The following is a 20,827-nucleotide window of genomic DNA, read 5'->3' on the forward strand; positions in this document are numbered from 1 at the left end:
GGGTCAGCTCTTGGCTGCCGTGGCCTTGGCCTTGGTGGTCTTGGCCGCGGCCGGAGCGGGCACCGCCTTGGCGGCGTCGTCCGTGGCGGAGGGGACCGCCGCGTCCGCGACCGGCTCGGCAGCGGGCTTGTCCTTCTCCGGACGGACGCCCACGCCCAGCTTCTCCAGGATCTTCTTCTCGATCTCGTTGGCCAGGTCGGGGTTGTCCTTGAGGAAGTTGCGCGCGTTCTCCTTGCCCTGGCCGAGCTGGTCGCCTTCGTACGTGTACCAGGCGCCGGCCTTGCGGACGAAGCCGTTCTCCACGCCCATGTCGATCAGGCCGCCCTCGCGACTGATGCCGTGGCCGTAGAGGATGTCGAACTCGGCCTGCTTGAAGGGCGGCGCGACCTTGTTCTTGACGACCTTGACGCGGGTGCGGTTGCCGACCGCGTCGGTGCCGTCCTTGAGGGTTTCGATACGCCGGATGTCGAGTCGCACCGAGGCGTAGAACTTCAGCGCGCGGCCACCGGTCGTGGTCTCCGGGGAGCCGAACATCACGCCGATCTTCTCGCGGAGCTGGTTGATGAAGATCGCGGTGGTCCCGGACTGGTGGAGCGCACCTGTGATCTTGCGGAGCGCCTGGCTCATCAGGCGGGCCTGGAGACCGACGTGGCTGTCTCCCATCTCGCCCTCGATCTCCGCGCGCGGGACGAGCGCCGCGACGGAGTCGATGACGATGAGGTCGAGGGCGCCGGAGCGGACCAGCATGTCCACGATCTCCAGGGCCTGCTCGCCGTTGTCCGGCTGGGACAGGATCAGGTTGTCGATGTCGACGCCGAGCTTCTTCGCGTACTCGGGGTCGAGGGCGTGCTCCGCGTCCACGAACGCGACCTGGCCGCCGGCCCGCTGGGCGTTCGCCACCGCGTGCAGGGTCAGGGTCGTCTTTCCGGAGGACTCCGGGCCGTAGACCTCCACCACTCGGCCGCGCGGCAGGCCGCCGACACCGAGGGCGACGTCCAGTGCGGTCGACCCGGTGGGGATGACCTCGATGGGCTCGTTCGGCCGCTCGCCCAGGCGCATCACCGCGCCCTTGCCGAATTGCCGTTCAATCTGTGCGAGTGCGGCGTCCAACGCCTTCTCGCGGTCGGTTCCTACCATGGGTTCCACCCGGTTTGCTTGAGTCGATCGCTTCACGTCAAAGACGCTAACGCCTGCCACTGACAATGCGCCCCGACGCCCGCCCAGCCTGTGGATAACTCGGACACTTCACCATCAAAAGCCTGTCGAAATGCCCGTCATGGCCTCGCCGGAGCTTCCATGAGAATGGATGTTCGATTTTCGTGTCAAGCGCACCACGCGGCACTCGCGTCATCGATGTCCGTGGCGCCTCATGCCGTGGCAACGCTTCGAATGACATGGAAATCCTTCCCGTGCCGGGGGTCGGGCCCGTTGACTGGCGGCAGCCAACGGCAACCGACGCAGGGAGAGTTCGATGAAGATGTGGAAGCGCGCGGGGATCGCGGCCGTGCTGGTCACGGCGACCGTCGGCATCATGAGTCCGGCGGCGTCGGCCGCGCCCATGCCGTGGGAGACCAGCCGTGTGCACCACCCCGCACCGGCGCAGGGCACGGCGATCACCTCGGTCGGCGAGACGGGCACCGTCACCATCCTGTGCAGCGGTGGCTGCTACCAGTAGGAACCTCCGCGAGCGTCACGCGCGCCGCCGGGCCGTCGGCCTTCCCGGCACGCCCTCGTACCTTGATGCCACCGGACGATCACGTCCCGACCGGCCGACAGCGCACGTTCACCGCGGCCGCGTGGTCATCACCGTTCAGGAGCCCGAGCCGGACCGGGGCGCCGCCGGGGTTGTCGTAGAGCCGGATGCCGTCGCCGAGCAGCACCGGCACGATGTGCAGGTCGATCTCGTCGATCAGTCCACGCTCCAGGAGTTGTCGGCCGATCGTGGGCGAGAGCACTTCGAGGTTCTTGCCCCCGGCGGCCTCCAGCCCGATACGGACGGCGTCGGCCACATCGCAGTCCAGGAAGGTCACCCCGGGGGCGGGCGGCGCGTCGGCGGGGTGATGTGTGAGGACGAACACCGGCCCCTGCCACGCGCCCCCGTAGACGCTGCCGGCATCGGGGAAGGCATCGAAGCCGTCCCGGCCGCCCAGTACGGCACCGGTCGTCGCCGCGTACTCCTCGACGAGGCCGGCCCGGAACGAGAACCCCGTCATCCAGTCCATCGCGTGGTCCGGCCCCGCCACGAACCCGTCCAGCGACATCGTGAAGTGCCACAGCACCTTGCCCGCGGCGATCTGCGGTTCGGTGTCCGCCAACTGCTGGGCGGGCGTGGTCTCGACACTCTGCGGGGCCTTTGCGGTGGACATGATCGATCCTCGCTTCGGGGGTCACCGTTCCGCGGATTCCGGGCGGCTCTCACCTCCTTGGACCCGGCGCGCCCCCGAAACTCATCGCCGCACACCTGGGAGCACTACTTCCTCCGTCGTACGGCGGGTGTCTTCGGGCGTACGACGACTGCGCGGCGCGTTCCCGCGAGGCTCGGGCCATGACTCGGACCCTGAAGACCGACGTACGCCCCGCCGAGCGTCTCTGCCAGGTGACCGGTGCCCTGTTGATCCTCTCCGGGCTGGTGCACCTGGGGGTGTTCGCGGCCGTCGGCGGCCCCTGGTACGGGCCCGTCTCCTGGCGCAAGCCCGTCACGTTCGGGCTCTCCTTCGGGGCGACGCTGATCGCGGTCACCTGGGTCACGTCGTACCTGCGTGTCGGGGCCCGGCTGCGCACCGTGCTGCTCGTCGTGTTCGCCGCCGACTGTGTCGTGGAGGTCGGCGGCATCACCCTCCAGGCGTGGCGCCGGGTGCCGTCGCACCTCGACATGGAGACGCCCTTCGACACGGCGGTGTCCATGACGCTCGCAGTGGGCGGCGGTGTCCTCGTGGTGCTGCTCACCGTGTTCGCAGTGGCGTCCTTCCGGCACCGCCCGACAGGGCCTACGGGGATGGCGCTCGCGGTGCGTTCCGGGTTCGCGATCCTGCTCGTGGCGCTGGCCTCGGGCGCCGCGATGATCGCGCGCGGGGTGGTCCTCGCCCGGACCGGTCACCAAGAAGCGGCGTACCACTCGACGGCCCCGCTCAAGCCGCTGCACGGGGTGAGCCTGCACGCCGTCCTGGTGTTGCCTGCCCTGGCCTGGCTGCTGTCCCGCACGACCTGGAGTGAGGCGGTACGGCGGCGGACCGTGACCGTCGCGGTCGGATGCTACGTGGTCGCCGTGGCCTGGGCCGGGGTGTGGGCGGTGCTCACGCACTGACCGCGACGCCCTGGTGTTCTCGCCGGATCATCCCTCAGGAGGAGCCGGAGGAGCCCTCCCCGGGGCTCTTCGGTTCGGAGTCGGTCGGCTCGGAAGCCGTCGGCCCGGAGTCGGAGTTGATCGACCCGGAGTCGGCCACTGTGGACTCCGTCGCCCTCGTCCGCCCCTCCCACAGCCGTCGCGCGCGCGTCACCAGGCCGGGCCCGCTGGAGTCTCGGGTGGTCCGGTGTCCGTGGACCCGGGGATCGTCTGTGACGGCGTACCGCTTGACGTACGCCCCGAGGAACGCCTGGAGCGTGGCGACGGCCGGGATGGAGATCAGCGCGCCCACGGCACCCAGGAGCGCGGTGCCCGCGATGACCGAGCCGAAGGCGACCGCGGGGTGGATGTCGACGGTCTTCGCGGTCAGCTTGGGCTGGAGCATGTAGTTCTCGAACTGCTGGTAGACCACGACGAAGATCAGCACCCACAGCGCGTACCAGGGGTCCACGGTGAAGGCGATCAGCATGGGCAGGGCGCCCGCCAGATACGTGCCGATGGTCGGGATGAACTGGGAGACCAGGCCCACCCAGACGGCGAGCACGGGCGCGTACGGGATGCCCAGCGCCTGCAACAGGATGTAGTGCGCCACTCCGGAGACCAGCGCCATCAGACCGCGGGAGTATATGTAGCCGCCCGTCTTGTCAACGGCGATCTCCCACGCGCGCAGTACCTCGGCCTGCCGGGCGGGCGGCAGCACGGAGCACAGCGCGCGCCGCAGTCGCGGCCCGTCGGCGGCGAAGTAGAACGAGAACAGACCGATCGTCAGCAGCTGGAAGAGACCCCCGAGCACCTGGGTGGACACGTCCAGCACGCCGGTCGCGCTGTTCTGCACGTACTTGCGCAGCCAGTCGGAGTGGAGCAGCCCCTCCTGGATGTCGACCCGTCTGAGGTCGGTGTGGAAGTGCGTGTTGACCCAGTTGATGACGGAGTCGAGGTAGTCCGGGAAGTCCTCGATCATCTTGATGATCTGACCGGCGAGCATCGACCCGAGGAGGGTGACGAACCCGGCGCTCACGATCAGCAGGCCGAGGAAGACCAGGAAGGTGGCCAGCCCCCGGCGCATGCCGTAAGCGGCCAGCCTGCTCACCGCGGGCTCGATGGCGAGGGCCAGGAAGAACGCGATGAGGATGTTGATCAGCAGCCCGATGAGCTGGTGGAAGGCCCAACTGCCCAGCTGGAACACGGCGACGAGGGCGAGCGCCAGCACCATGGCGCGGGGCAGCCAGCGCGGCATGCCCGGGCCCGGCGCGGCGCCGTCGGCCGGGGGCCGGGACGGCGGCGTACCGATCGGGGATTCCTGCTGGGCGTCGTGCCCGGTCTCGTCAGTGACTGCCACGGTGCAAGTCTCGCCTACGCCACTGACAACCGGTCACCGCCGTCGATCTTCGTGACCGATCAGCGACTTTCCCGCGGAAGATCAGCGGCTTTGGCTCGGAACGTTCATGACGTCGCAGACCACGCGCCACACGTCCTTGGCCTCCCAGCCCGCGTCCAGCGCCTCGTCCACCGTCCGCCCGCCGAGTTCCGTCATCACGTGATCGCGCGCGAAGCTCTCGGCGTATCCCGCGCCGAAGTGCTCCGTCATCCGCTGCCAGAAGACCGTCAACCGCATGACACCAGTATCCCGCCCTGAGAGTGGGACCAGGTCGGGACCCCTTGCGGAGACCGCTTTCCGTCCTACGGTCTGACGCATGGCCGAAACAGGAGCTTCCCCACTCCCCCCGACGCCCCCGGCGCACTCCCCGCTCTTCCGCGCCGAGCACTTCGTGTGGCTCACCGCGCGCGTGCTGGAACAGCGCCTCTTCGCGTACCACTTCCTCAACGGCGAACCCGATCCGGTGGAGACCGCGCTGGACGCCTACCGCAACGAGGACGGCGGCTACGGGCACGCCCTGGAACCCGATCTGCGCGGCCCGGTCAGCCAGCCGCTGCACACCGGGCACGCGCTGCGCGTCCTGGACGCCGTCGGGCGCTGCGGCGGGCAGCGGGTGGAACGCGTGTGCCGCTATCTGACCTCGGTCTCCACGGCCGACGGCGCCCTGCCGTCGATCCTTCCCGGCCAGCGCGGCTACCCGACGGCCCCTTTCGTGCCGATCGTGGACGACCCGCCCAGCGAACTCCTCGCCACCGGGCCGGTGGTGGGCCTGCTGCACCGCAACGAGGTGTGGCACGCCTGGCTGTTCCGGGCCACCGACTTCTGCTGGCAGGCCGTCGACTCCCTGGAGAAGTCGCACCCCTACGAGATCGAGGCCGCCGTCGCCTTCCTGGACTCGGCACCCGACCGCCCGCGCGCGGAGGCCGCCGCCGACCGCCTCGGCCGCCTGGTGCGCGAGCACCGGCTCGCCGCCCTGGACCCGGAGCGTCTGGAGGCCTACCCGGTCGCCCCCGGGTACGCGCCGGGCGAGCACCACTTCCCGTACGACTACGCGAAGACCCCGAGTTCCCTCGCGCGCGCGTGGTTCACGGACGACGAGATGGCCCGCTCCCTCGACCACCTGGCAGGCGATCAGCAGACGGACGGCGGCTGGCCGATCCGCTGGCGACAGTGGGCGCCGGGCATCTCCCTGGAGGCACGCCCCATGGTGACGATCCAGGCGCTGCGCACCCTGAAGGCGTACGGCCGCTCCGTGGGCTGACCTCGGGTCGCCTCAGCCGCCGATGGCCCGTACACCTGCCGTCACCAGCACGGCCGCCGCGACGACGAGCAGGAACGGTGCCCGCAGCACCAGCGCCACGGCGGCGGCCGCGAGCCCCGCGGCCCGGGCGTCGAGCACGAGCGCGTGCCCGTCGGCGAAGGTCTGCTGGGCTGTGAGCGCGGCGAGCAGGGCGACCGGCAGCAGAGCGGCGAGCCGCCGCACCAGCGGCCGTTCAAGGGCGCCCGCGGGCACCAGGAGCCCGGCGAGCTTGACGACGTAGCAGCCGAGGGCGGTCGCCGCGATCGCGATCCAGACGGTCAACGGTCTTCCTCCTGTGCGTCGTAACTGCCTTCTTCTGGTGGGTCGTTACGCGCCCCGCCCTGCCGACGGCCCTCTACGTAGAGGGCGATCGGCGCCGCGAGAGCCGCCGCCAGGACCGGCACACCGGCCGGCAGCACGGGCAGCAGGCCCAGTCCCAGGAGGACCGCGAGTGCGGCGACGGCACGCTCGGTGGTGGTCGTGAGCATGGGGGCGAGCAGCGCCAGGAAGACGGCGGGCCCGGCCGCGTCGAGACCCCAGGCGTCCGTGTCCCCGATGGCCTTGGCGCCCAGGGCGCCGAGCAGCGTGGTGAGGTTCCACAGCAGGTACAGGGTGAGCCCGGTGACGGTGAAGCCGATCCGTGCGGCACGCCGCGTGGGCTGCGCGAGGGTGACGGCCGCCGTCTCGTCGATGATCCACTGGGCGGCGAACGGCCGCACCGCGCGCGGGAGTGCCAGCAACTGCGAGAGCCGTAGCCCGTAGAAGGTGTTGCGCACGCCCAGGAAGAAGGCTCCCGCCGCCGCGGTGAGCGGATTGCCACCGGCCGCGAGCGCTCCCACGAGCGCGAACTGGGAGGCGCCGGTGAACACCAGGAGGCTGAGGGCACAGGTCTGCAGCAGGGTGAGCCCGCCACCGGCCGAGGTCACCCCGAAGGCGAACCCGGACAGCCCTACGGCGACCCCGACTCCGAGGGCGTCCCGTACGACGGCGGAGTCCGGCTTGTCCCCTGCGTTGGAGTCCGGTTCTCCTCCCGCTCCGGCGCGTATGTCTTCTGAAGCGATCTGTTCTGCCACGTGTCGGACGGTACGAGCAGCCGGTGTCCGGCGTCTTGTACGTTCTTGCGCTCCCGCTGGTACGCGCCCGGGGGTACGCCCACGATCCGGGCGAAGTGCCGGTTGAGGTGCGGCTGGTCCGTGAACCCGACGGCGACGGCGGCCTCGGCGGGCGCGGTGCCCGCGTCCAGGAGGCGGCGTGCCTCCCGCACCCGGGCGTCGGTCAGCCAGGCGTGGGGCGGCATTCCGTAGGTGCCGCGGAACGCGCGCAGCAGCGCGAAGGGGCTGGTCCCCAGATCCCCGGCGAGCCGCTCCAGGGTGGGCGGTTCCGCCATCCGTTCCTCCAGCACGGCACGCGCGCGTGCGGCGACCCGGCCACCGGCCGTGGGCACGGCGCGCTGCGGCAGCGGTCCGCCGTTCAGTCGGAGCAGTCTGGTGACGGCGACCCGCAGCAGGGTGTCGGCGGCGAGCGCGTTGCCCTCGTCGGCCGCGCGCAGGATCTGGTGGACGAGCCCGACGGTGTAGGGGTCGTCGAGCACGGGCCTGATGAAACCGGGAGTGCCACGGATCGAGGTGGTCTCGGCGGCTATCGCGGCCACCACCTCGGGCGACGGATAGACCGCCCCGTACCGCCAGCCCTCGGGCACGCCCGCCCGGCCGGTGTGCGGAGTGTCCGGATTGACCAGTGCGAGCGCCCCCGCCCCGGCGGACACGTCGCCCCCACCGTGGTGGAACACCTCGACGCCGTCCGCGATGGCGGCGATGACGAAGTTCTCGTGTGTGTGCCGTACGAACGTCTTGCGGATGTACCGGGCCCGCAGCAGGTCGACGCCGGGCAGTTCCGTGTACTGCCAGTGCCGCGCCAACTCACCCGAACCCGCCATACGGCCATTCTCCGCCACGGCGGCGGAACGAAGCGGTCCCGCCCACGGCGACCGGAAGCCGCCGAAACGATCCTGGCCACAGCGGCCGACCGGGACCGAACCGATTCCGCGAGTCACCGTCGCGGAATCCCCGCAGGTCAGACGCGTTGTCAGTGGTCGGGTGCAGGATGGACGCATGGTCAGCTCCGCACATCGAGCCCTCGACGGCTTCTCCCCCGCGACCCGCGGCTGGTTCACGGGGGCCTTCTCCGCGCCCACCGCGGCCCAGGCCGGCGCGTGGCAGGCCATCGGCGAGGGCTCGGACGTGCTGGTGGTCGCCCCGACCGGCTCCGGCAAGACCCTGGCCGCCTTCCTCGCCGCCCTGGACCAGCTCGCCGCGACACCCCCGCCCGCCGACCCGAAGAAGCGCTGCCGCGTCCTGTACGTGTCTCCGCTGAAGGCCCTCGCGGTCGACGTGGAGCGCAACCTCCGCTCCCCGCTCACCGGCATCCGCCAGGAATCCGTCCGCCTTGGCCTGCCCGAGCCCGAGGTCAAGGTCGGCATCCGCTCCGGCGACACCCCGCCCGCCGAGCGCCGCGCCCTGTCCACCCGCCCGCCGGACATCCTGATCACCACCCCGGAGTCCCTGTTCCTGATGCTGACGTCGGCCACGCGCGACGCGCTGACCGGCATCGAGACGGTGATCCTGGACGAGGTGCACGCGGTCGCCGGCACCAAGCGGGGCGCGCATCTCGCCCTGTCCCTGGAGCGGCTGGACGAGTTGCTGCCGAGGCCTGCCCGCCGTATCGGCCTCTCGGCGACCGTCCGCCCGGTCGACGAGGTCGCCCGCTATCTCTCCCCGCGCCGCAAGGTGGAGATCGTCCAGCCGAAGTCCGGCAAGGAGTTCGACCTCTCCGTGGTCGTACCGGTCGAGGATCTGGGCGAGTTGGGCGGCTCCCCGGTGGCCGACGGAAAGGAGGGCGCGGAGAAGCCCTCGATCTGGCCGCATGTCGAGGAGCGCATCGCCGACCTCGTCCAGTCGCATCGTTCAACGATCGTGTTCGCCAACTCCCGTCGCCTCGCGGAGCGGTTGTGCAACCGGCTCAACGAGATCGCCTACGAGCGCGCGACCGGCGAGCCCCTGGACGAGCACCACGCACCGGCCGAGCTGATGGGCGGCTCGGGTGCCGCCCAGGGCGCACCCCCGGTCATCGCGCGCGCCCACCACGGCTCGGTCTCCAAGGAGCAGCGCGCCCAGGTCGAGGAGGACCTCAAGGCGGGCCGCCTGCCCGCCGTGGTGGCCACGTCCAGTCTGGAGCTGGGCATCGACATGGGTGCCGTCGATCTCGTCATCCAGGTGGAGTCCCCGCCCTCCGTGGCCTCCGGCCTCCAGCGCGTCGGCCGCGCGGGACACCAGGTCGGCGCGGTCTCCACGGGTGTGGTCTTCCCGAAGTACCGGGGCGACCTCGTCCAGGCCGCCGTGGTCACCGAGCGGATGCGCACCGGCTCCATCGAGTCCCTGAAGATCCCCGCCAACCCCCTGGACGTCCTCGCCCAGCAGCTCGTCGCGATGACGGCGCTGGACACCTGGCAGGTCGACGACCTGCTCGCCACGGTCCGCCGAGCCGCACCCTTCGCCTCGCTCCCGGAGTCGGCGTTCACGGCCGTGCTCGACATGCTCGCGGGCCGCTACCCGTCCGACGCGTTCGCGGAGCTGCGCCCGCGCGTGGTGTGGGACCGCATCGCCGGCACGATCACCGGCCGCCCCGGAGCGCAGCGCCTCGCCGTCACCTCCGGGGGCACAATCCCCGACCGCGGTCTCTTCGGCGTCTTCCTGGCCGGCGCCGACCCCAAGAAGGGCGGCGGCCGGGTCGGCGAGCTGGACGAGGAGATGGTCTACGAGTCCCGGGTGGGCGACGTCTTCACGCTCGGCACCTCCTCCTGGCGGATCGAGGACATCACCCGCGACCGCGTCCTGGTCTCCCCCGCGCCGGGCGTCCCCGGCCGACTGCCCTTCTGGAAGGGCGACCAGCTGGGCCGCCCGCTCGAACTGGGCCGCGCGGTGGGCGCGTTCCTGCGCGAGGTCGGCTCACAGCCCAAGGAGGACGCCCGCCTGCGCCTCCTCGCCGCGGGCCTCGACGCCTGGGCCGCTGAGAACGTCCTGTCGTACCTGGCCGAACAGCGCGAGGCCTGCGGCCACATCCCGGACGACCGCACGATCGTCGTGGAGCGCTTCCGGGACGAACTCGGCGACTGGCGTGTGGTCATCCACTCCCCCTTCGGCGCCCAGGTCCACGCCCCCTGGGCCCTCGCCCTCGGCGCCCGCCTCTCCGAGCGCTACGGCATGGACGCCCAGGTGATGCACGCCGACGACGGCATCGTCCTGAGGCTGCCCGACGCCGACCTGATGGGCCTGGACCTGCTCGACCAGGAACCCGTGAAGGCCGGCACGGAGTACGACGCCGACCAGGCCCCCGTAGGCGCTGCGGACGTCGCCTTCGACAAGGGCGAGGTCAATCAGATCGTCACCGACCAGGTCGGCGGCTCGGCCCTGTTCGCGGCCCGCTTCCGCGAGTGCGCCGCCCGCGCGCTGCTGCTGCCGCGCCGCAACCCCGGCAAACGCACCCCTCTGTGGCAGCAGCGCCAGCGCGCCGCCCAACTGCTCCAGGTGGCAAGCGAGTTCGGCTCGTTCCCGATCGTCCTGGAGGCGGTCCGCGAATGCCTCCAGGACGTCTTCGACGTCCCCGGCCTCACCGAGCTGATGGGCGACCTGGAGTCCCGCAAGGTGCGCCTCGTCGAGGTCACCACCCCCGAGCCGTCCCCCTTCGCCCGCTCCCTCCTCTTCGGGTACGTCGCCCAGTTCCTCTACGAGGGAGACTCACCGCTCGCCGAGCGCCGCGCCGCCGCCCTGTCCCTGGACTCCCACCTGTTGGCCGAGCTGCTCGGCCAGGCGGAGCTGCGCGAACTCCTCGACGCCGAGGTGCTGACCGAGCTGGAGCGCGAACTCCAGTGGCTCACCGAGGACCGCCGCATCAAGGACGTCGAGGGTGTCGCCGACCTGTTGCGGATGCTCGGCCCGCTCACCGACGCCGAGTTGGCCGAGCGGGGCGCGGAGCCACTGTGGGCCCAGGAGCTGGCCGCGGCCCGCCGCGCGATCCGGGTCCGTATCGCCGGTGCCGACCACTGGGCGGCGATCGAGGACGCGGGCCGCCTGCGCGACGCGCTCGGCACGGCGCTGCCGGTCGGCGTCCCGGAGGCGTTCACCGAACCGGTCAAGGACCCGCTCGGCGACCTCCTCGCGCGCCACTCCCGCACCCACGGCCCGTTCACCTCGGCCACAGCGGCGGCCCGCTTCGGCCTGGGTGTGGCCGTCACCGACGGCGCGTTGCAGCGACTGTCAGCCAACGGCCGTGTCGTACAAGGGGAGTTCCACCCGGCCGGCATCGGCCAGGAGTGGTGCGACACGACGGTGCTGCGCCGCCTGCGCCGCCGCTCCCTGGCCGCGCTGCGGCACGAGTTGGAGCCGGTGTCACCGGCCGCACTCGCGCAGTTCCTCCCCCAGTGGCAGCACATCGGCAAGGGCCACGGCCTGCGCGGCATCGACGGACTGGTGCGCGCCGTCGAGCAGTTGCAGGGCGCCTCCGTGCCCGCGTCCGCCCTGGAGAAGCTCGTCCTGCCGTCCCGCGTGGCGAACTACGCACCCGCGATGCTCGACGAACTCACCTCCGCCGGCGAGCTGGTGTGGGCCGGCGCGGGCTCCCTCCCCGGCAAGGACGGCTGGGTCTCCCTGTACCTGGCGGACGCGGCCCCCCTGCTCCTCCCGCCACCACACCCCCTCGAACTCACGGCACTGCACCAGTCGGTCCTGGACACCCTCTCCGGCGGCTACGGCCTCTTCTTCCGCCAGATCACCGACCAGATCCGCGCGACCACCCACCCCGACGTCACCGACCCCCAACTCGCCGACGCCGTATGGGACCTGGCCTGGTCCGGACGGCTCACGAACGACACGCTCGCCCCCATGCGCTCCCTGCTCGGCTCCGGCCGTACGGCAGGTTCCACGGCCCACCGCGCCAAGCGCACGGTCCCGCGCGGGCGTTACGGTTCCCTCACCGCCGCCGCACGCCCCGCCTCCCGCACCGGTCCGCCGACCGTCGCGGGCCGGTGGTCCCTGCTCCCCGCCCACGAACCGGACCCCACCGTGCGCGCCCACGCCCTGGCCCGCACCCTGCTCGACCGGCACGGCGTGGTGACCAGGGGAGCGGTCGCCGCGGAGGGCGTCGAAGGCGGCTTCTCGGCGACGTACCGGGTCCTCTCCGCCTTCGAGGACAGCGGTCAGGCACGGCGCGGCTACGTCGTGGAGGGCCTCGGCGCCGCCCAGTTCGCGATGGACGGCGCGGTGGACCGCCTTCGCGCGGTAGCCAACGCCCGCGACCGGGGCGACGACCTGCCCACTCCGGACCCGACGGCCAACGACCCCTACGGCTTCGGCGCCGTCACCGGCTCCAACTCACCGACAGCCGCCCCTGGCAACGGTTCCGCCGACCCGTCCGGAACCCCGAGCGCCACCTACAACTCGCCTGACCACGGTGGCGGACAGGCTCCCTACGCCTCACCGGACACCAACAACCAGCAGGCTCCGTTCGCCTCCCCCGCCGACCACGGCCGACACGGCACACGACACTCCCCCGGAGTCCACGACTTCGCCGACGCCTTCGGCCCGTTCACCGACTTCGACGACCTCGACAGCCTGGCCACACCCGACGGCCACCTCCCGACCCCGGGCGCCCCCGCCTCCCATCCCCCGGCCCCAGGCGACTACATCTCACCCCGCGACTTCCCCGCCCCGCCGCCCCAGGGCAACACCAGCTCCCCCTACGCCAACCACCACACCCGTCGCCCCTCCCTCGCCACCCAAGCCGTGGTCCTGGCCGCAGCCGACCCCGCGAACGCATACGGCGCCGCCCTCCCCTGGCCCGAGCCGCCGACCGGCGCCGGGCACAAGCCGGGGCGTAAAGCGGGCTCTCTCGTCGTGCTGGTCGAGGGCGAGCTGACGCTCTACATGGAGCGCGGCGGCAAGACCCTGCTCGCCTGGCCTTCCACACCGGACACCACGGCCACCGAAGACCCACGCCTCCAGGCGGCCGCCGAGGCCCTCGCGGCAGCGGCCCGAGCCGGTTCCCTCGGCACGGTCACGGTGGAACGGGTCAACGGCGCCTCGGCCCTGACCTCCCCCATCGGCACCCTCCTGGAAGGAGCGGGCTTCATCGCAACACCACGCGGCCTGCGCCTCCGCGCATGAACATGAACCGGACCAACGCCCTTCCAGGGTCCGGCCGCCCTCACCCCGAACCCCCCTGCCCCGCACCACCGCTCACCCCGAGCCGAACCCATCGCCGCTGCCGTGCCCGCCCCAGCCGCAGCCGCAGCCGCAGCCGCCGACGGCGATTCCACCCCACAGGGGCCGCCCGCACCCGACGACGAAAGCATCACGGGCGGTGCGGGTGGGGAATACATCCAGGCCGATGGCGAAGCCGAGGCCGTAGGCAGCGGCTCCGCCAGTCTCGCCCTCACCCCTTGCCTCGCCCTCACCCCACGTCACCCCTCACCCCAACCCCCTCCACGCCCCGCACCCCCCCCTCCCATGCCACCCTTGACCCATGCCTGAAGGCGACACCGTCTGGCAGACCGCGAAGCGCCTCCACGCGGCCCTCGCGGGCAAGATGCTGACCCGTAGCGACCTCCGCGTGCCCAAGTACGCCACGGCAGACCTCACCGGCCGCGCCGTCCTGGACGTCACCCCCCGGGGCAAACACCTGCTGACCCGCGTCGAGGGCGGCCTCACCCTCCACTCGCACCTACGGATGGACGGCACCTGGAAGGTGTACGCCAACGGCCAACGCTGGAGCGGCGGCCCGGCCCACCAGATCCGCGTGATCCTCGGCACCGCCGACCACACTGCCGTCGGCTACCGCCTCCCCGTCCTCGAACTCCTCCGCACAACCGAAGAACACCGCGCCGTGGGCCACCTCGGCCCCGACCTCCTGGGCCCCGACTGGAACCCCCAACTGGCCCTCGCCAACCTCCTCGCCGACCCCACCCGCCCCCTCGGCGAGGCCCTGCTCGACCAGCGCAACCTGGCCGGCATCGGCAACATCTACAAAAGCGAACTCTGCTTCCTCCTCGGCGCCACCCCCTGGCTCCCCGTCGGCGCACTCCCCGCCGACCGCGCCGCCAAGCTGCCCGCCATCGCCAAGCGCCTCCTGGAAGCCAACCGCGGCCGCCCCATCCGCAACACCACAAGCACCCTCACGAACAACTCCCCAAACCCAAACCGCACCACAGGCCCGACCACCCCGCCCCACCCCACTCCAGGCACCCGAGCTACACCCCCCGGCACCCCAGCCCACCCCACCCCACGCACCCCCACCACACCCCCCGGCACGGGCCTCCTCCGCCCCGCCACACACCCCCACACCCCAGACCTCTTCGTCTACGGCCGAGCCCCCCGCCCCTGCCTCCGCTGCAACACCCCCATCCGCACGGCCAACCAGGGCGACGGCTCCCGCGACCGCCCCACCTACTGGTGCCCGACCTGCCAAATAGGACCGGCACCTGCCAGATAGGGCTGGCGCCGGGCACCGCCCCACCCCACAGAACTCAGCACCGTACGACTAATTGACGACCCGTCAGAAACCCTCGTACGGTCGGTTCATGCCCGTCAAGGCGTACGACCTCACCGGACGCACCGCTTTCGTCACCGGCGCCGCCAGCGGTATCGGCCGCGCCTCCGCCGTGCTGCTCGCCGAGGCGGGCGCCACCGTGCACTGCGCCGACCGCGACGCGCAGGGTCTGCACGAGACGGCGACCCTGATCAAGGACCAGGGCGGCACCGCCCGCACCCACCACCTCGACGTCACCGATCGCGCCCAGCTGAAGCAGGCCGTGGACTCCTGCGAGGACCTGCACGTGATGGCCGCGGTCGCCGGGATCATGCACAGCAGCACCGTGCTGGAGACCCGGGACGAGGACCTCGACCGGGTACTGAGCGTCAACTTCAAAGGCGTCCTGTACGCCTGCCAGGAGGCGGGCCGACTGATGCTCGACCGCGGCACCAGGGGCAGCATCGTCACCATGGCGTCCGGCGCGATCGACACCGGAGGGGCCGGACTCCTCTGCTACAGCGTGACCAAAGCGGCCGTCGTCCAGCTGACGAAGACGCTGGCGACGGAACTGGGCCGGCATGGCATCCGCGTCAACGCGGTCGCACCGGGCTGGATCCGCACGCCCATGACCGACCACCACGAGGCCGAGGCGCAGGCGCGTACCGAGGCGATGATGGTCCGCCTGTCACCGCTGGGCCGGGTAGGTGAGCCGGAGGACATCGCCCACGCCGTGCTGTACCTGGCGTCGGACGCGTCGTCGTTCACGACGGGCCAGATCCTCCGCCCGAACGGCGGCGTCGCGATGCCTTGGTAGCCGGCACCGACTCGACGTCCGGCGACGGTCCGGTGGCCGACGACGGCCAGGCGCCCTGCGACGGCCCGGTGCCCGGCAACGGCCCGTCCGCCGGCCACACCCCAGCCTCCGTCACGCCAAGGTCAGTCGGCCCCCCCAGCCTCCGTAACGCCGATGTCAGTCGGCCCCCCACCAACCGTCGCGCCGAGGTCCGGCGACACCCCGGCGACCGGCGCAACGGACACCCGCCAGGCCTCCCGCCACCGCCCCGCGGCCACGGCCCCCGCCGCCCGCGCCTTCGGCATGCAGTGCACCGGAAGCAGACTCAACCCCCACCCCCCAGCCGCTACGGCCCCCTCCAGCGCCCCCGCGTGCGCCGTCAGCGCGAGGCGCAGCACAGCCCACCACCACACGGCGCAGAGCCCGAGCGCGAGCCCCCAGCGTGCTATTCGCCCCGCCATGGCCCCACCTCCAGCCCGACGCCAAAACGTCACGGTCACCCGCAAGAAGGGCGCATCAACGGCACACGGACGCACCACTCGCCTCAACGATGACCGCCCCGAGCCACACCGGCAAACGGACCGCCCCAGCCGCACAGGCCCCCGACCGGACCGACCGACGTCCGGCTTCCGCCCCGCCAAGCGCCCGCCACCGCCACCGCCACCGTCCCCACGCGAAACACGACAAGGCGAGAACGCGAGAACGCGAAAGACCCCGACCGCGCCCCTCCAGATCTCCCTGGAGAAGCCCCGGCCGGGGCTCGCACACATCGTTGAGGCCGGTCAGCGCCTCATCGGTCTAGATCAGCATCAGCGTCAGCGTCACGTCAGCGTGAGCGTCACGCGGCGACCACGTCCACCGCCTCGGCGGGGGCCTTGATGGTCACCCGTTCCGGTGGCACGCCGGTCACCGACACGGAACCCAGCATCGGACGTACCGACGTGGGTACAGAACCGGTGGCCGCAGCAGACTGGGCCAGCTCGGCGAGAGCGAGCTCGTCGCTCACTTCCCGCATGAGTTCGGACATCCGTACGTCCAACGCGTCGCAGATGGCGGACAGCAGTTCAGAGGAAGCCTCTTTCTGCCCCCGCTCCACCTCGGAGAGATAGCCGAGTGAGACTCGGGCGGACGAGGAGACTTCGCGCAGAGTACGGCCCTGGCGCTGGCGCTGCCGACGCAGCACATCGCCCAACAGGCGACGGAGCAGAATCATCGGTGGCTCCCTCCTCGGACCGCGTAGCCGCATCCTTCTCGCCCCACCGTACCGCCTTGCGCCGCGGCCGTGCGGGGAGCGATGTCGTGTTCACTCAGGGCTGCAAACATCAAAACCCCCCGTTCTGTTCCGTATCCTGTGTCCGCTCATTCCCGGTCTGTTCGCTCACGAGCCGCTCCAGAAGCAGCGCGAGTACGCTCCGTACACTCTCTCTACGAATTTCCGCCCGGCCGCCGTTCAACCGCAGCGCGGCCACTTTCCCGCCACCGGCGGCATCCGAATCAGGTCCGAAGGGCCCGTCCACGGCCACGAAAACGGTGCCCACGGGCTGTCCGTCCTGCGGCTCCGGGCCCGCCACGCCGGTGGTCGCGATGCCCCAGTCGGCGCCCAGCGCCTTCCGCACACCGGCCGCCATCTGGGCCGCGACCTGCGCATCCACCGCTCCCCGCTCGGCCAGCAGGGCGGCGTCGACACCGAGCAGCTGATGCTTCAGCTCGGTGGCGTAGGCGGTGACCGAGCCGCGGAAGGCCTTGGAGGCTCCGGGCACCGATGTGACTTCCGCCGCAACCAGACCACCGGTGAGCGACTCGGCGACAGCGAGCGTCGCACCGCTCACCGTCAGTAGTCGCACCACTTCAGTGGCCGTGGAACTCACGCTTCCGTCTCCTCCGACGCGGCCATCCGCTCGGCGATTCCCTGCCTGCGCAGCACAATGGCCTGTCTCACATAGTCGAGCCCGGTCAGCACGGTCAGAACGACCGCCGCAGCCATCACCCAGAACCGCAGAGTGGCCAGCCAGCCCGTCAGCGCCAGCACATACATCCCTACGGCCACGCCCTGGACGAGCGTCTTCAGCTTGCCGCCGCGCGACGCGGGAATGACGCCGTACCGGATGACAACAAAACGCAGCAGCGTGATCCCGAGTTCCCGGCCGAGGATGACGACGGTCACCCACCACGGCAGATCGCCGAGCGAGGACAGACAGATCAGCGCCGCACCCATGATCGCCTTGTCGGCGATGGGGTCGGCGATCTTCCCGAAGTCGGTGACGAGGTCGTAGGTCCGCGCCAGATGGCCGTCGAACAGGTCGGTGATCATGGCGATGGCGAACGCGGCCCAGGCGAACGAGCGCATCGCCGGGTCGTACCCGCCGTCGGCCAGCATCAGGGCGACGAAGCCGGGGACGAGCAGCAGCCGGAGCATGGTCAGGAAGTTGGCGATGTTCCAGACGCTCGCCTGGTTGACGGCCGCGGCCACGACCTTCGCACCGCGCGCCGGCCGCGGACCACCGGGCAGACCCGACTCGGCGACACCGGACGAGGTACTACCGACCGAGGCGCTGCCAAGCGAAGCACTGCCGACCGAGGCACCGCCGGAAGAGGCACCACCGGCCGCGACTCCCCCGGAGGGGACACCACCGGAGACACTGCCCGACATCGCGCCGGAAGAGGCGCCACCGGAGGCCGCACCGGAACCCGCGCTCGCGGGCGCGCCGCTCGCGCTGGAGGTGTCGCCCGCCGCCGATGCCGGGACTCCGGTCATCTGCCCGCCTCCTCACTACACGCGAGCGAGCCCAGGAGCGGCTCGGCCACCAGGTCGACACCTTCCGTACCGACCACCTTCGCCTCGACCATACGGCCGACGCTCAGGCCCTCGCCGCTCGTGAGGAGCACCTGGCCGTCCGTCTCCGGCGCCTGGTGCTCACCGCGGCCGTAGGCGCCGTCCTCGGAGTCCACCGACTCGACCAGCACCTGCACGGTCTCGCCGACGCGCTCCTCGGCGCGCTGCGAGACGAGCTCCTCGGCGAGCCGGGAGATGTGCGCGAGCCGCTTGTCGACGACGTCCTGGTCGAGCTTCTTGTCGTACGTCGCCGCCTCCGTGCCCTCCTCGTCGGAGTAGCCGAAGACACCGATGGCGTCCAGGCGCGCGCCGTTCAGGAAGCGCTCCAGCTCGGCCAGGTCGGCCTCGGTCTCGCCGGGGAAGCCGACGATGAAGTTCGAGCGCACGCCGGCCTGCGGGGCCTTGGAGCGGATGGTGTCGAGCAGTTCGAGGAAGCGGTCGGTGTCGCCGAAGCGGCGCATGGAGCGCAGCACGTCGGGCGCGGAGTGCTGGAAGGACAGGTCGAAGTAGGGCGCGACCTTCGGCGTCGAGGTGAGCACGTCGATGAGCCCGGGGCGCATCTCGGCCGGCTGGAGGTAGCTGACCCGCACCCGCTCCAGGCCGTCGATGTCCGCCAGCTCGGGCAGCAGCGTCTCCAGGAGGCGGATGTCGCCCAGGTCCTTGCCGTAGGACGTGTTGTTCTCGGAGACGAGCATGATCTCCTTGACGCCCTGCTCGGCCAGCCAGCGCGTCTCGTTCAGGACGTCGCTCGGGCGGCGGGAGATGAAGGAGCCGCGGAAGGACGGGATGGCGCAGAAGGTGCAGCGCCGGTCGCAGCCGGAGGCGAGCTTCACCGAGGCGACCGGGGAGCCGTCCAGGCGGCGGCGCAGGGGCGCGCGGGGGCCGGAGGCGGGCGCGAGGCCGTCCGGGAGGTCGACCGGGCCGTGGCCGGGCAGCGCGACGTCGGCGGCGGACTCCTGCCGCTCGGCGGGGCTGATCGGCAGCAGCTTGCGGCGGTCGCGCGGGGTGTGCGAGGCGTGGATGCCGCCGTTGAGGATGGTCTGCAGGCGGTCGGAGATGTCGGAGTAGTCGTCGAAGCCGAGCACTCCGTCGGCCTCGGGCAGCGCCTCGGCGAGCTCCTTGCCGTACCGCTCGGCCATGCAGCCGACCGCGACGACGGCCTGCGTTCTGCCGTGACCCTTCAGGTCATTGGCTTCCAGGAGGGCGTCGACAGAGTCCTTCTTGGCGGCCTCGACGAAGCCACAGGTGTTGACGACGGCGACGTCCGCGTCCTCGGCGTCCTCCACGAGTTGCCAGCCGTCCGCCTCCAAGCGGCCTGCGAGCTCCTCCGAGTCCACCTCGTTACGGGCGCAGCCAAGAGTGACGAGTGCGACGGTACGGCGTTCAGGCATGGGCTCAAGACTACTTCGTCCCACTGACACCCCACGTCGAAGGGGTTGGCCGATCTTGGCCAACCCCTTGGAACAACCACCACGCCGGACGCTTGACCGGCCTCAAGGTCTCAACCGACCTCGGGGTCGCCCTTCGTGTACGTGAGGCGTTCCACCGCTCCGGGCTGGAAGTCGTCCTCGATCTTCTTGCCGTTGACGTAGAGCTGGATCACACCGGCGTCGCCGAGGATCAGGTTGACCTTCGAGCTGTCCTGGAAGGTCTTGGACTCGCCCTTCTTAAGAAGTCCGTCGAAGAGCATCCGGCCGTTGTGGTCCTTGGCGGAGATCCAGCTGCGGCCGTCGACCGCGCTCACCTGGACCGTCACCTTGTCCTGCGGCGCGGCGGCGATGGCACTGTCGGAGGGGTCGGACTTGGGCGTGGCGGTGGTGTTCGAGGGCTTGGGCGCGGCGGGCTTGCCGGCGCTGGGCGTGGCCCCCTGGGTGACCTGTGACGCGGCGTCAGTGTCGCTGTCGCCGCCCTTGAACGCCGTGAACCCGACGAAGCCGACCACGGCCACGATCGCGGCGACCATGGCCGCGGTCCAGTTGGGGCCCCGCCGCTCGGGACGGATACGTTCCGCCTCGAAGAGGGGCGCCGCCGGAGTCGGGGCCGGACGTCCGCCGTGGTCGTCGTCGTAGCGCGCGAGGAGGGGGGCGGGATCGGTGTGGACGGCCTTGGCGAGGGTCCTGATGTGCCCGCGGGCGTAGACGTCACCGCCGCAGGGCGTGAAGTCGTCGGCCTCGATGGCGTGCACGATGGCGATGCGGACCCGGGTGGCACTGCTGACGTCGTCGACGATCAGCCCGGCGGCGATACGTGCCTGCTGCAGGGCTCGGCCGACGGAAGGGCGGGCTTCTTCCTCATGACCGTCTGAGGAACGACCGTCTTCGAACGGACGCTCGTCTTCAGGGGAGTTGCCGATGGACACGGGGGCGCCTTTCGAGCGTGTAGCCGCCTGTGCTGGAAATTCAGTCTAGGGGGGGTACCGAAGGGTGGGGCAACCGGGCGGTGGGACTTTGTACGCCATCGGTATGGCCGGAGCGCCCGATGGCGAGCCAGACACGGACCCCATGGTGGGAGCCCCGTCTGTCTTCTCGCTCAACTTGACGTACGGCAAAGGGAAACGGTTGCCCGACGATCTCTAACGGGTGGATCACGGTCGCATCCTC

Annotated in this window: 20 protein-coding genes; 6 read left to right on the top strand and 14 right to left on the bottom strand. The window is 71.3% G+C overall.

All coding sequences use genetic code 11. The annotated features are described in order from the left end of the window. Positions 1–3: 3 nt before the first annotated feature. Positions 4–1,137 (bottom strand): recombinase RecA, encoded by a 1,134-nt coding sequence (gene recA, locus OG194_RS12025; protein WP_327400867.1) that lies wholly within the window; start codon positions 1,135–1,137, stop codon positions 4–6. 334 nt (positions 1,138–1,471) lie between these two features. Here recA and OG194_RS12030 point away from each other — a divergent pair, with 334 nt between their 5' ends. Then, complete coding sequence (locus tag OG194_RS12030; RefSeq protein WP_327400868.1) at positions 1,472–1,675, top strand: hypothetical protein; 204 nt, start codon at positions 1,472–1,474, stop codon at positions 1,673–1,675. Between the two features lie 79 nt (positions 1,676–1,754). On the opposite strand, the gene OG194_RS12035 is transcribed toward OG194_RS12030, so the two are convergent. Next, entirely contained in the window at positions 1,755–2,366 is a 612-nt protein-coding gene (locus OG194_RS12035) for a dihydrofolate reductase family protein (RefSeq protein ID WP_327400869.1), read from the bottom strand. Positions 2,367–2,545: 179 nt separating this feature from the next. Between OG194_RS12035 and OG194_RS12040 the strand changes: the two genes are divergently transcribed. After that, positions 2,546–3,304 carry a hypothetical protein gene (locus OG194_RS12040; protein WP_327400870.1) on the top strand — a complete coding sequence of 253 codons (759 nt, stop codon included), beginning with the start codon at positions 2,546–2,548 and terminating at the stop codon, positions 3,302–3,304. Between the two features lie 34 nt (positions 3,305–3,338). On the opposite strand, the gene OG194_RS12045 is transcribed toward OG194_RS12040, so the two are convergent. After that, positions 3,339–4,682: an AI-2E family transporter gene (locus tag OG194_RS12045; RefSeq protein WP_327400871.1), complete on the bottom strand. Its 1,344-nt coding sequence runs from the start codon at positions 4,680–4,682 to the stop codon at positions 3,339–3,341. Between the two features lie 81 nt (positions 4,683–4,763). Beyond that, a complete protein-coding gene (locus OG194_RS12050; RefSeq protein WP_327400872.1) occupies positions 4,764–4,958 on the bottom strand; it encodes a DUF3046 domain-containing protein in 195 nt (64 codons plus the stop codon). A gap of 79 nt (positions 4,959–5,037) precedes the next feature. Here OG194_RS12050 and OG194_RS12055 point away from each other — a divergent pair, with 79 nt between their 5' ends. Then, positions 5,038–5,982: a hypothetical protein gene (locus OG194_RS12055; protein ID WP_327400873.1), complete on the top strand. Its 945-nt coding sequence runs from the start codon at positions 5,038–5,040 to the stop codon at positions 5,980–5,982. Positions 5,983–5,994: 12 nt separating this feature from the next. Here the strand turns inward: OG194_RS12055 and OG194_RS12060 are convergent, their stop codons facing one another. From OG194_RS12060 to OG194_RS12070, 3 genes are read right to left on the bottom strand one after another with little or no spacing between them, the layout of a single operon-like run. Then, positions 5,995–6,303 carry an AzlD domain-containing protein gene (locus tag OG194_RS12060; RefSeq protein ID WP_033286170.1) on the bottom strand — a complete coding sequence of 103 codons (309 nt, stop codon included), beginning with the start codon at positions 6,301–6,303 and terminating at the stop codon, positions 5,995–5,997. Further along, positions 6,300–7,067, bottom strand: coding sequence for an AzlC family ABC transporter permease (locus OG194_RS12065; RefSeq protein WP_327407041.1), 768 nt, complete (start codon positions 7,065–7,067; stop codon positions 6,300–6,302). Before OG194_RS12065 ends, OG194_RS12060 begins: the two co-directional genes overlap by 4 nt. Continuing rightward, entirely contained in the window at positions 6,971–7,957 is a 987-nt protein-coding gene (locus tag OG194_RS12070) for an AraC family transcriptional regulator (protein WP_327400874.1), read from the bottom strand. Before OG194_RS12070 ends, OG194_RS12065 begins: the two co-directional genes overlap by 97 nt. Positions 7,958–8,132: 175 nt before the next feature. Between OG194_RS12070 and OG194_RS12075 the strand changes: the two genes are divergently transcribed. Then, positions 8,133–13,238 carry an ATP-dependent helicase gene (locus tag OG194_RS12075; protein WP_327400875.1) on the top strand — a complete coding sequence of 1,702 codons (5,106 nt, stop codon included), beginning with the start codon at positions 8,133–8,135 and terminating at the stop codon, positions 13,236–13,238. A gap of 72 nt (positions 13,239–13,310) precedes the next feature. Here OG194_RS12075 and OG194_RS12080 read toward each other — a convergent pair whose 3' ends face one another. Then, entirely contained in the window at positions 13,311–13,538 is a 228-nt protein-coding gene (locus tag OG194_RS12080) for a hypothetical protein (RefSeq protein ID WP_327400876.1), read from the bottom strand. Between the two features lie 58 nt (positions 13,539–13,596). Between OG194_RS12080 and OG194_RS12085 the strand changes: the two genes are divergently transcribed. After that, positions 13,597–14,562, top strand: coding sequence for a DNA-formamidopyrimidine glycosylase family protein (locus OG194_RS12085; protein WP_327400877.1), 966 nt, complete (start codon positions 13,597–13,599; stop codon positions 14,560–14,562). Between the two features lie 88 nt (positions 14,563–14,650). After that, entirely contained in the window at positions 14,651–15,415 is a 765-nt protein-coding gene (locus OG194_RS12090) for an SDR family NAD(P)-dependent oxidoreductase (protein WP_327400878.1), read from the top strand. 122 nt (positions 15,416–15,537) lie between these two features. Here the strand turns inward: OG194_RS12090 and OG194_RS12095 are convergent, their stop codons facing one another. From OG194_RS12095 to OG194_RS12120, 6 genes are all read right to left on the bottom strand, one after another. Further along, positions 15,538–15,855, bottom strand: a complete 318-nt coding sequence (locus tag OG194_RS12095) for a hypothetical protein (RefSeq protein WP_327400879.1) — start codon at positions 15,853–15,855, stop codon at positions 15,538–15,540. 377 nt (positions 15,856–16,232) lie between these two features. Further along, a complete protein-coding gene (locus OG194_RS12100; RefSeq protein ID WP_019060943.1) occupies positions 16,233–16,607 on the bottom strand; it encodes a helix-turn-helix domain-containing protein in 375 nt (124 codons plus the stop codon). A 109-nt stretch (positions 16,608–16,716) separates the two neighbouring features. Then, the gene (locus OG194_RS12105; RefSeq protein ID WP_327400880.1) at positions 16,717–17,262 is read right to left on the bottom strand and encodes a CinA family protein; all 546 of its coding nucleotides are present in this window, start codon (positions 17,260–17,262) and stop codon (positions 16,717–16,719) included. Continuing rightward, positions 17,259–18,149 carry a CDP-diacylglycerol--glycerol-3-phosphate 3-phosphatidyltransferase gene (gene pgsA, locus OG194_RS12110; protein ID WP_327400881.1) on the bottom strand — a complete coding sequence of 297 codons (891 nt, stop codon included), beginning with the start codon at positions 18,147–18,149 and terminating at the stop codon, positions 17,259–17,261. Before pgsA ends, OG194_RS12105 begins: the two co-directional genes overlap by 4 nt. Then, entirely contained in the window at positions 18,146–19,618 is a 1,473-nt protein-coding gene (gene rimO / locus OG194_RS12115) for a 30S ribosomal protein S12 methylthiotransferase RimO (RefSeq protein ID WP_327400882.1), read from the bottom strand. Before rimO ends, pgsA begins: the two co-directional genes overlap by 4 nt. Positions 19,619–19,728: 110 nt before the next feature. Further along, positions 19,729–20,586 carry a helix-turn-helix domain-containing protein gene (locus tag OG194_RS12120; RefSeq protein WP_327400883.1) on the bottom strand — a complete coding sequence of 286 codons (858 nt, stop codon included), beginning with the start codon at positions 20,584–20,586 and terminating at the stop codon, positions 19,729–19,731. Positions 20,587–20,827: the final 241 nt, after the last annotated feature.

The sequence above is a fragment of the Streptomyces sp. NBC_01288 genome (genome assembly GCF_035982055.1).
In the GTDB taxonomy this organism is placed as follows: Bacteria; Actinomycetota; Actinomycetes; order Streptomycetales; family Streptomycetaceae; genus Streptomyces.

Excerpts from the sequence above, each read along its gene's own strand:
- recA (WP_327400867.1), bottom strand. The coding sequence starts at position 1,137 with ATGGTAGGAACCGACCGCGAGAAGGCGTTGGACGCCGCACTCGCACAG.
- OG194_RS12030 (WP_327400868.1), top strand. The coding sequence starts at position 1,472 with ATGAAGATGTGGAAGCGCGCGGGGATCGCGGCCGTGCTGGTCACGGCG.
- OG194_RS12035 (WP_327400869.1), bottom strand. The coding sequence starts at position 2,366 with ATGTCCACCGCAAAGGCCCCGCAGAGTGTCGAGACCACGCCCGCCCAG.
- OG194_RS12040 (WP_327400870.1), top strand. The coding sequence starts at position 2,546 with ATGACTCGGACCCTGAAGACCGACGTACGCCCCGCCGAGCGTCTCTGC.
- OG194_RS12050 (WP_327400872.1), bottom strand. The coding sequence starts at position 4,958 with ATGCGGTTGACGGTCTTCTGGCAGCGGATGACGGAGCACTTCGGCGCG.
- OG194_RS12055 (WP_327400873.1), top strand. The coding sequence starts at position 5,038 with ATGGCCGAAACAGGAGCTTCCCCACTCCCCCCGACGCCCCCGGCGCAC.
- OG194_RS12070 (WP_327400874.1), bottom strand. The coding sequence starts at position 7,957 with ATGGCGGGTTCGGGTGAGTTGGCGCGGCACTGGCAGTACACGGAACTG.
- OG194_RS12075 (WP_327400875.1), top strand. The coding sequence starts at position 8,133 with ATGGTCAGCTCCGCACATCGAGCCCTCGACGGCTTCTCCCCCGCGACC.
- OG194_RS12085 (WP_327400877.1), top strand. The coding sequence starts at position 13,597 with ATGCCTGAAGGCGACACCGTCTGGCAGACCGCGAAGCGCCTCCACGCG.
- OG194_RS12090 (WP_327400878.1), top strand. The coding sequence starts at position 14,651 with ATGCCCGTCAAGGCGTACGACCTCACCGGACGCACCGCTTTCGTCACC.
- OG194_RS12095 (WP_327400879.1), bottom strand. The coding sequence starts at position 15,855 with ATGGCGGGGCGAATAGCACGCTGGGGGCTCGCGCTCGGGCTCTGCGCC.
- OG194_RS12100 (WP_019060943.1), bottom strand. The coding sequence starts at position 16,607 with ATGATTCTGCTCCGTCGCCTGTTGGGCGATGTGCTGCGTCGGCAGCGC.
- pgsA (WP_327400881.1), bottom strand. The coding sequence starts at position 18,149 with ATGACCGGAGTCCCGGCATCGGCGGCGGGCGACACCTCCAGCGCGAGC.
- rimO (WP_327400882.1), bottom strand. The coding sequence starts at position 19,618 with ATGCCTGAACGCCGTACCGTCGCACTCGTCACTCTTGGCTGCGCCCGT.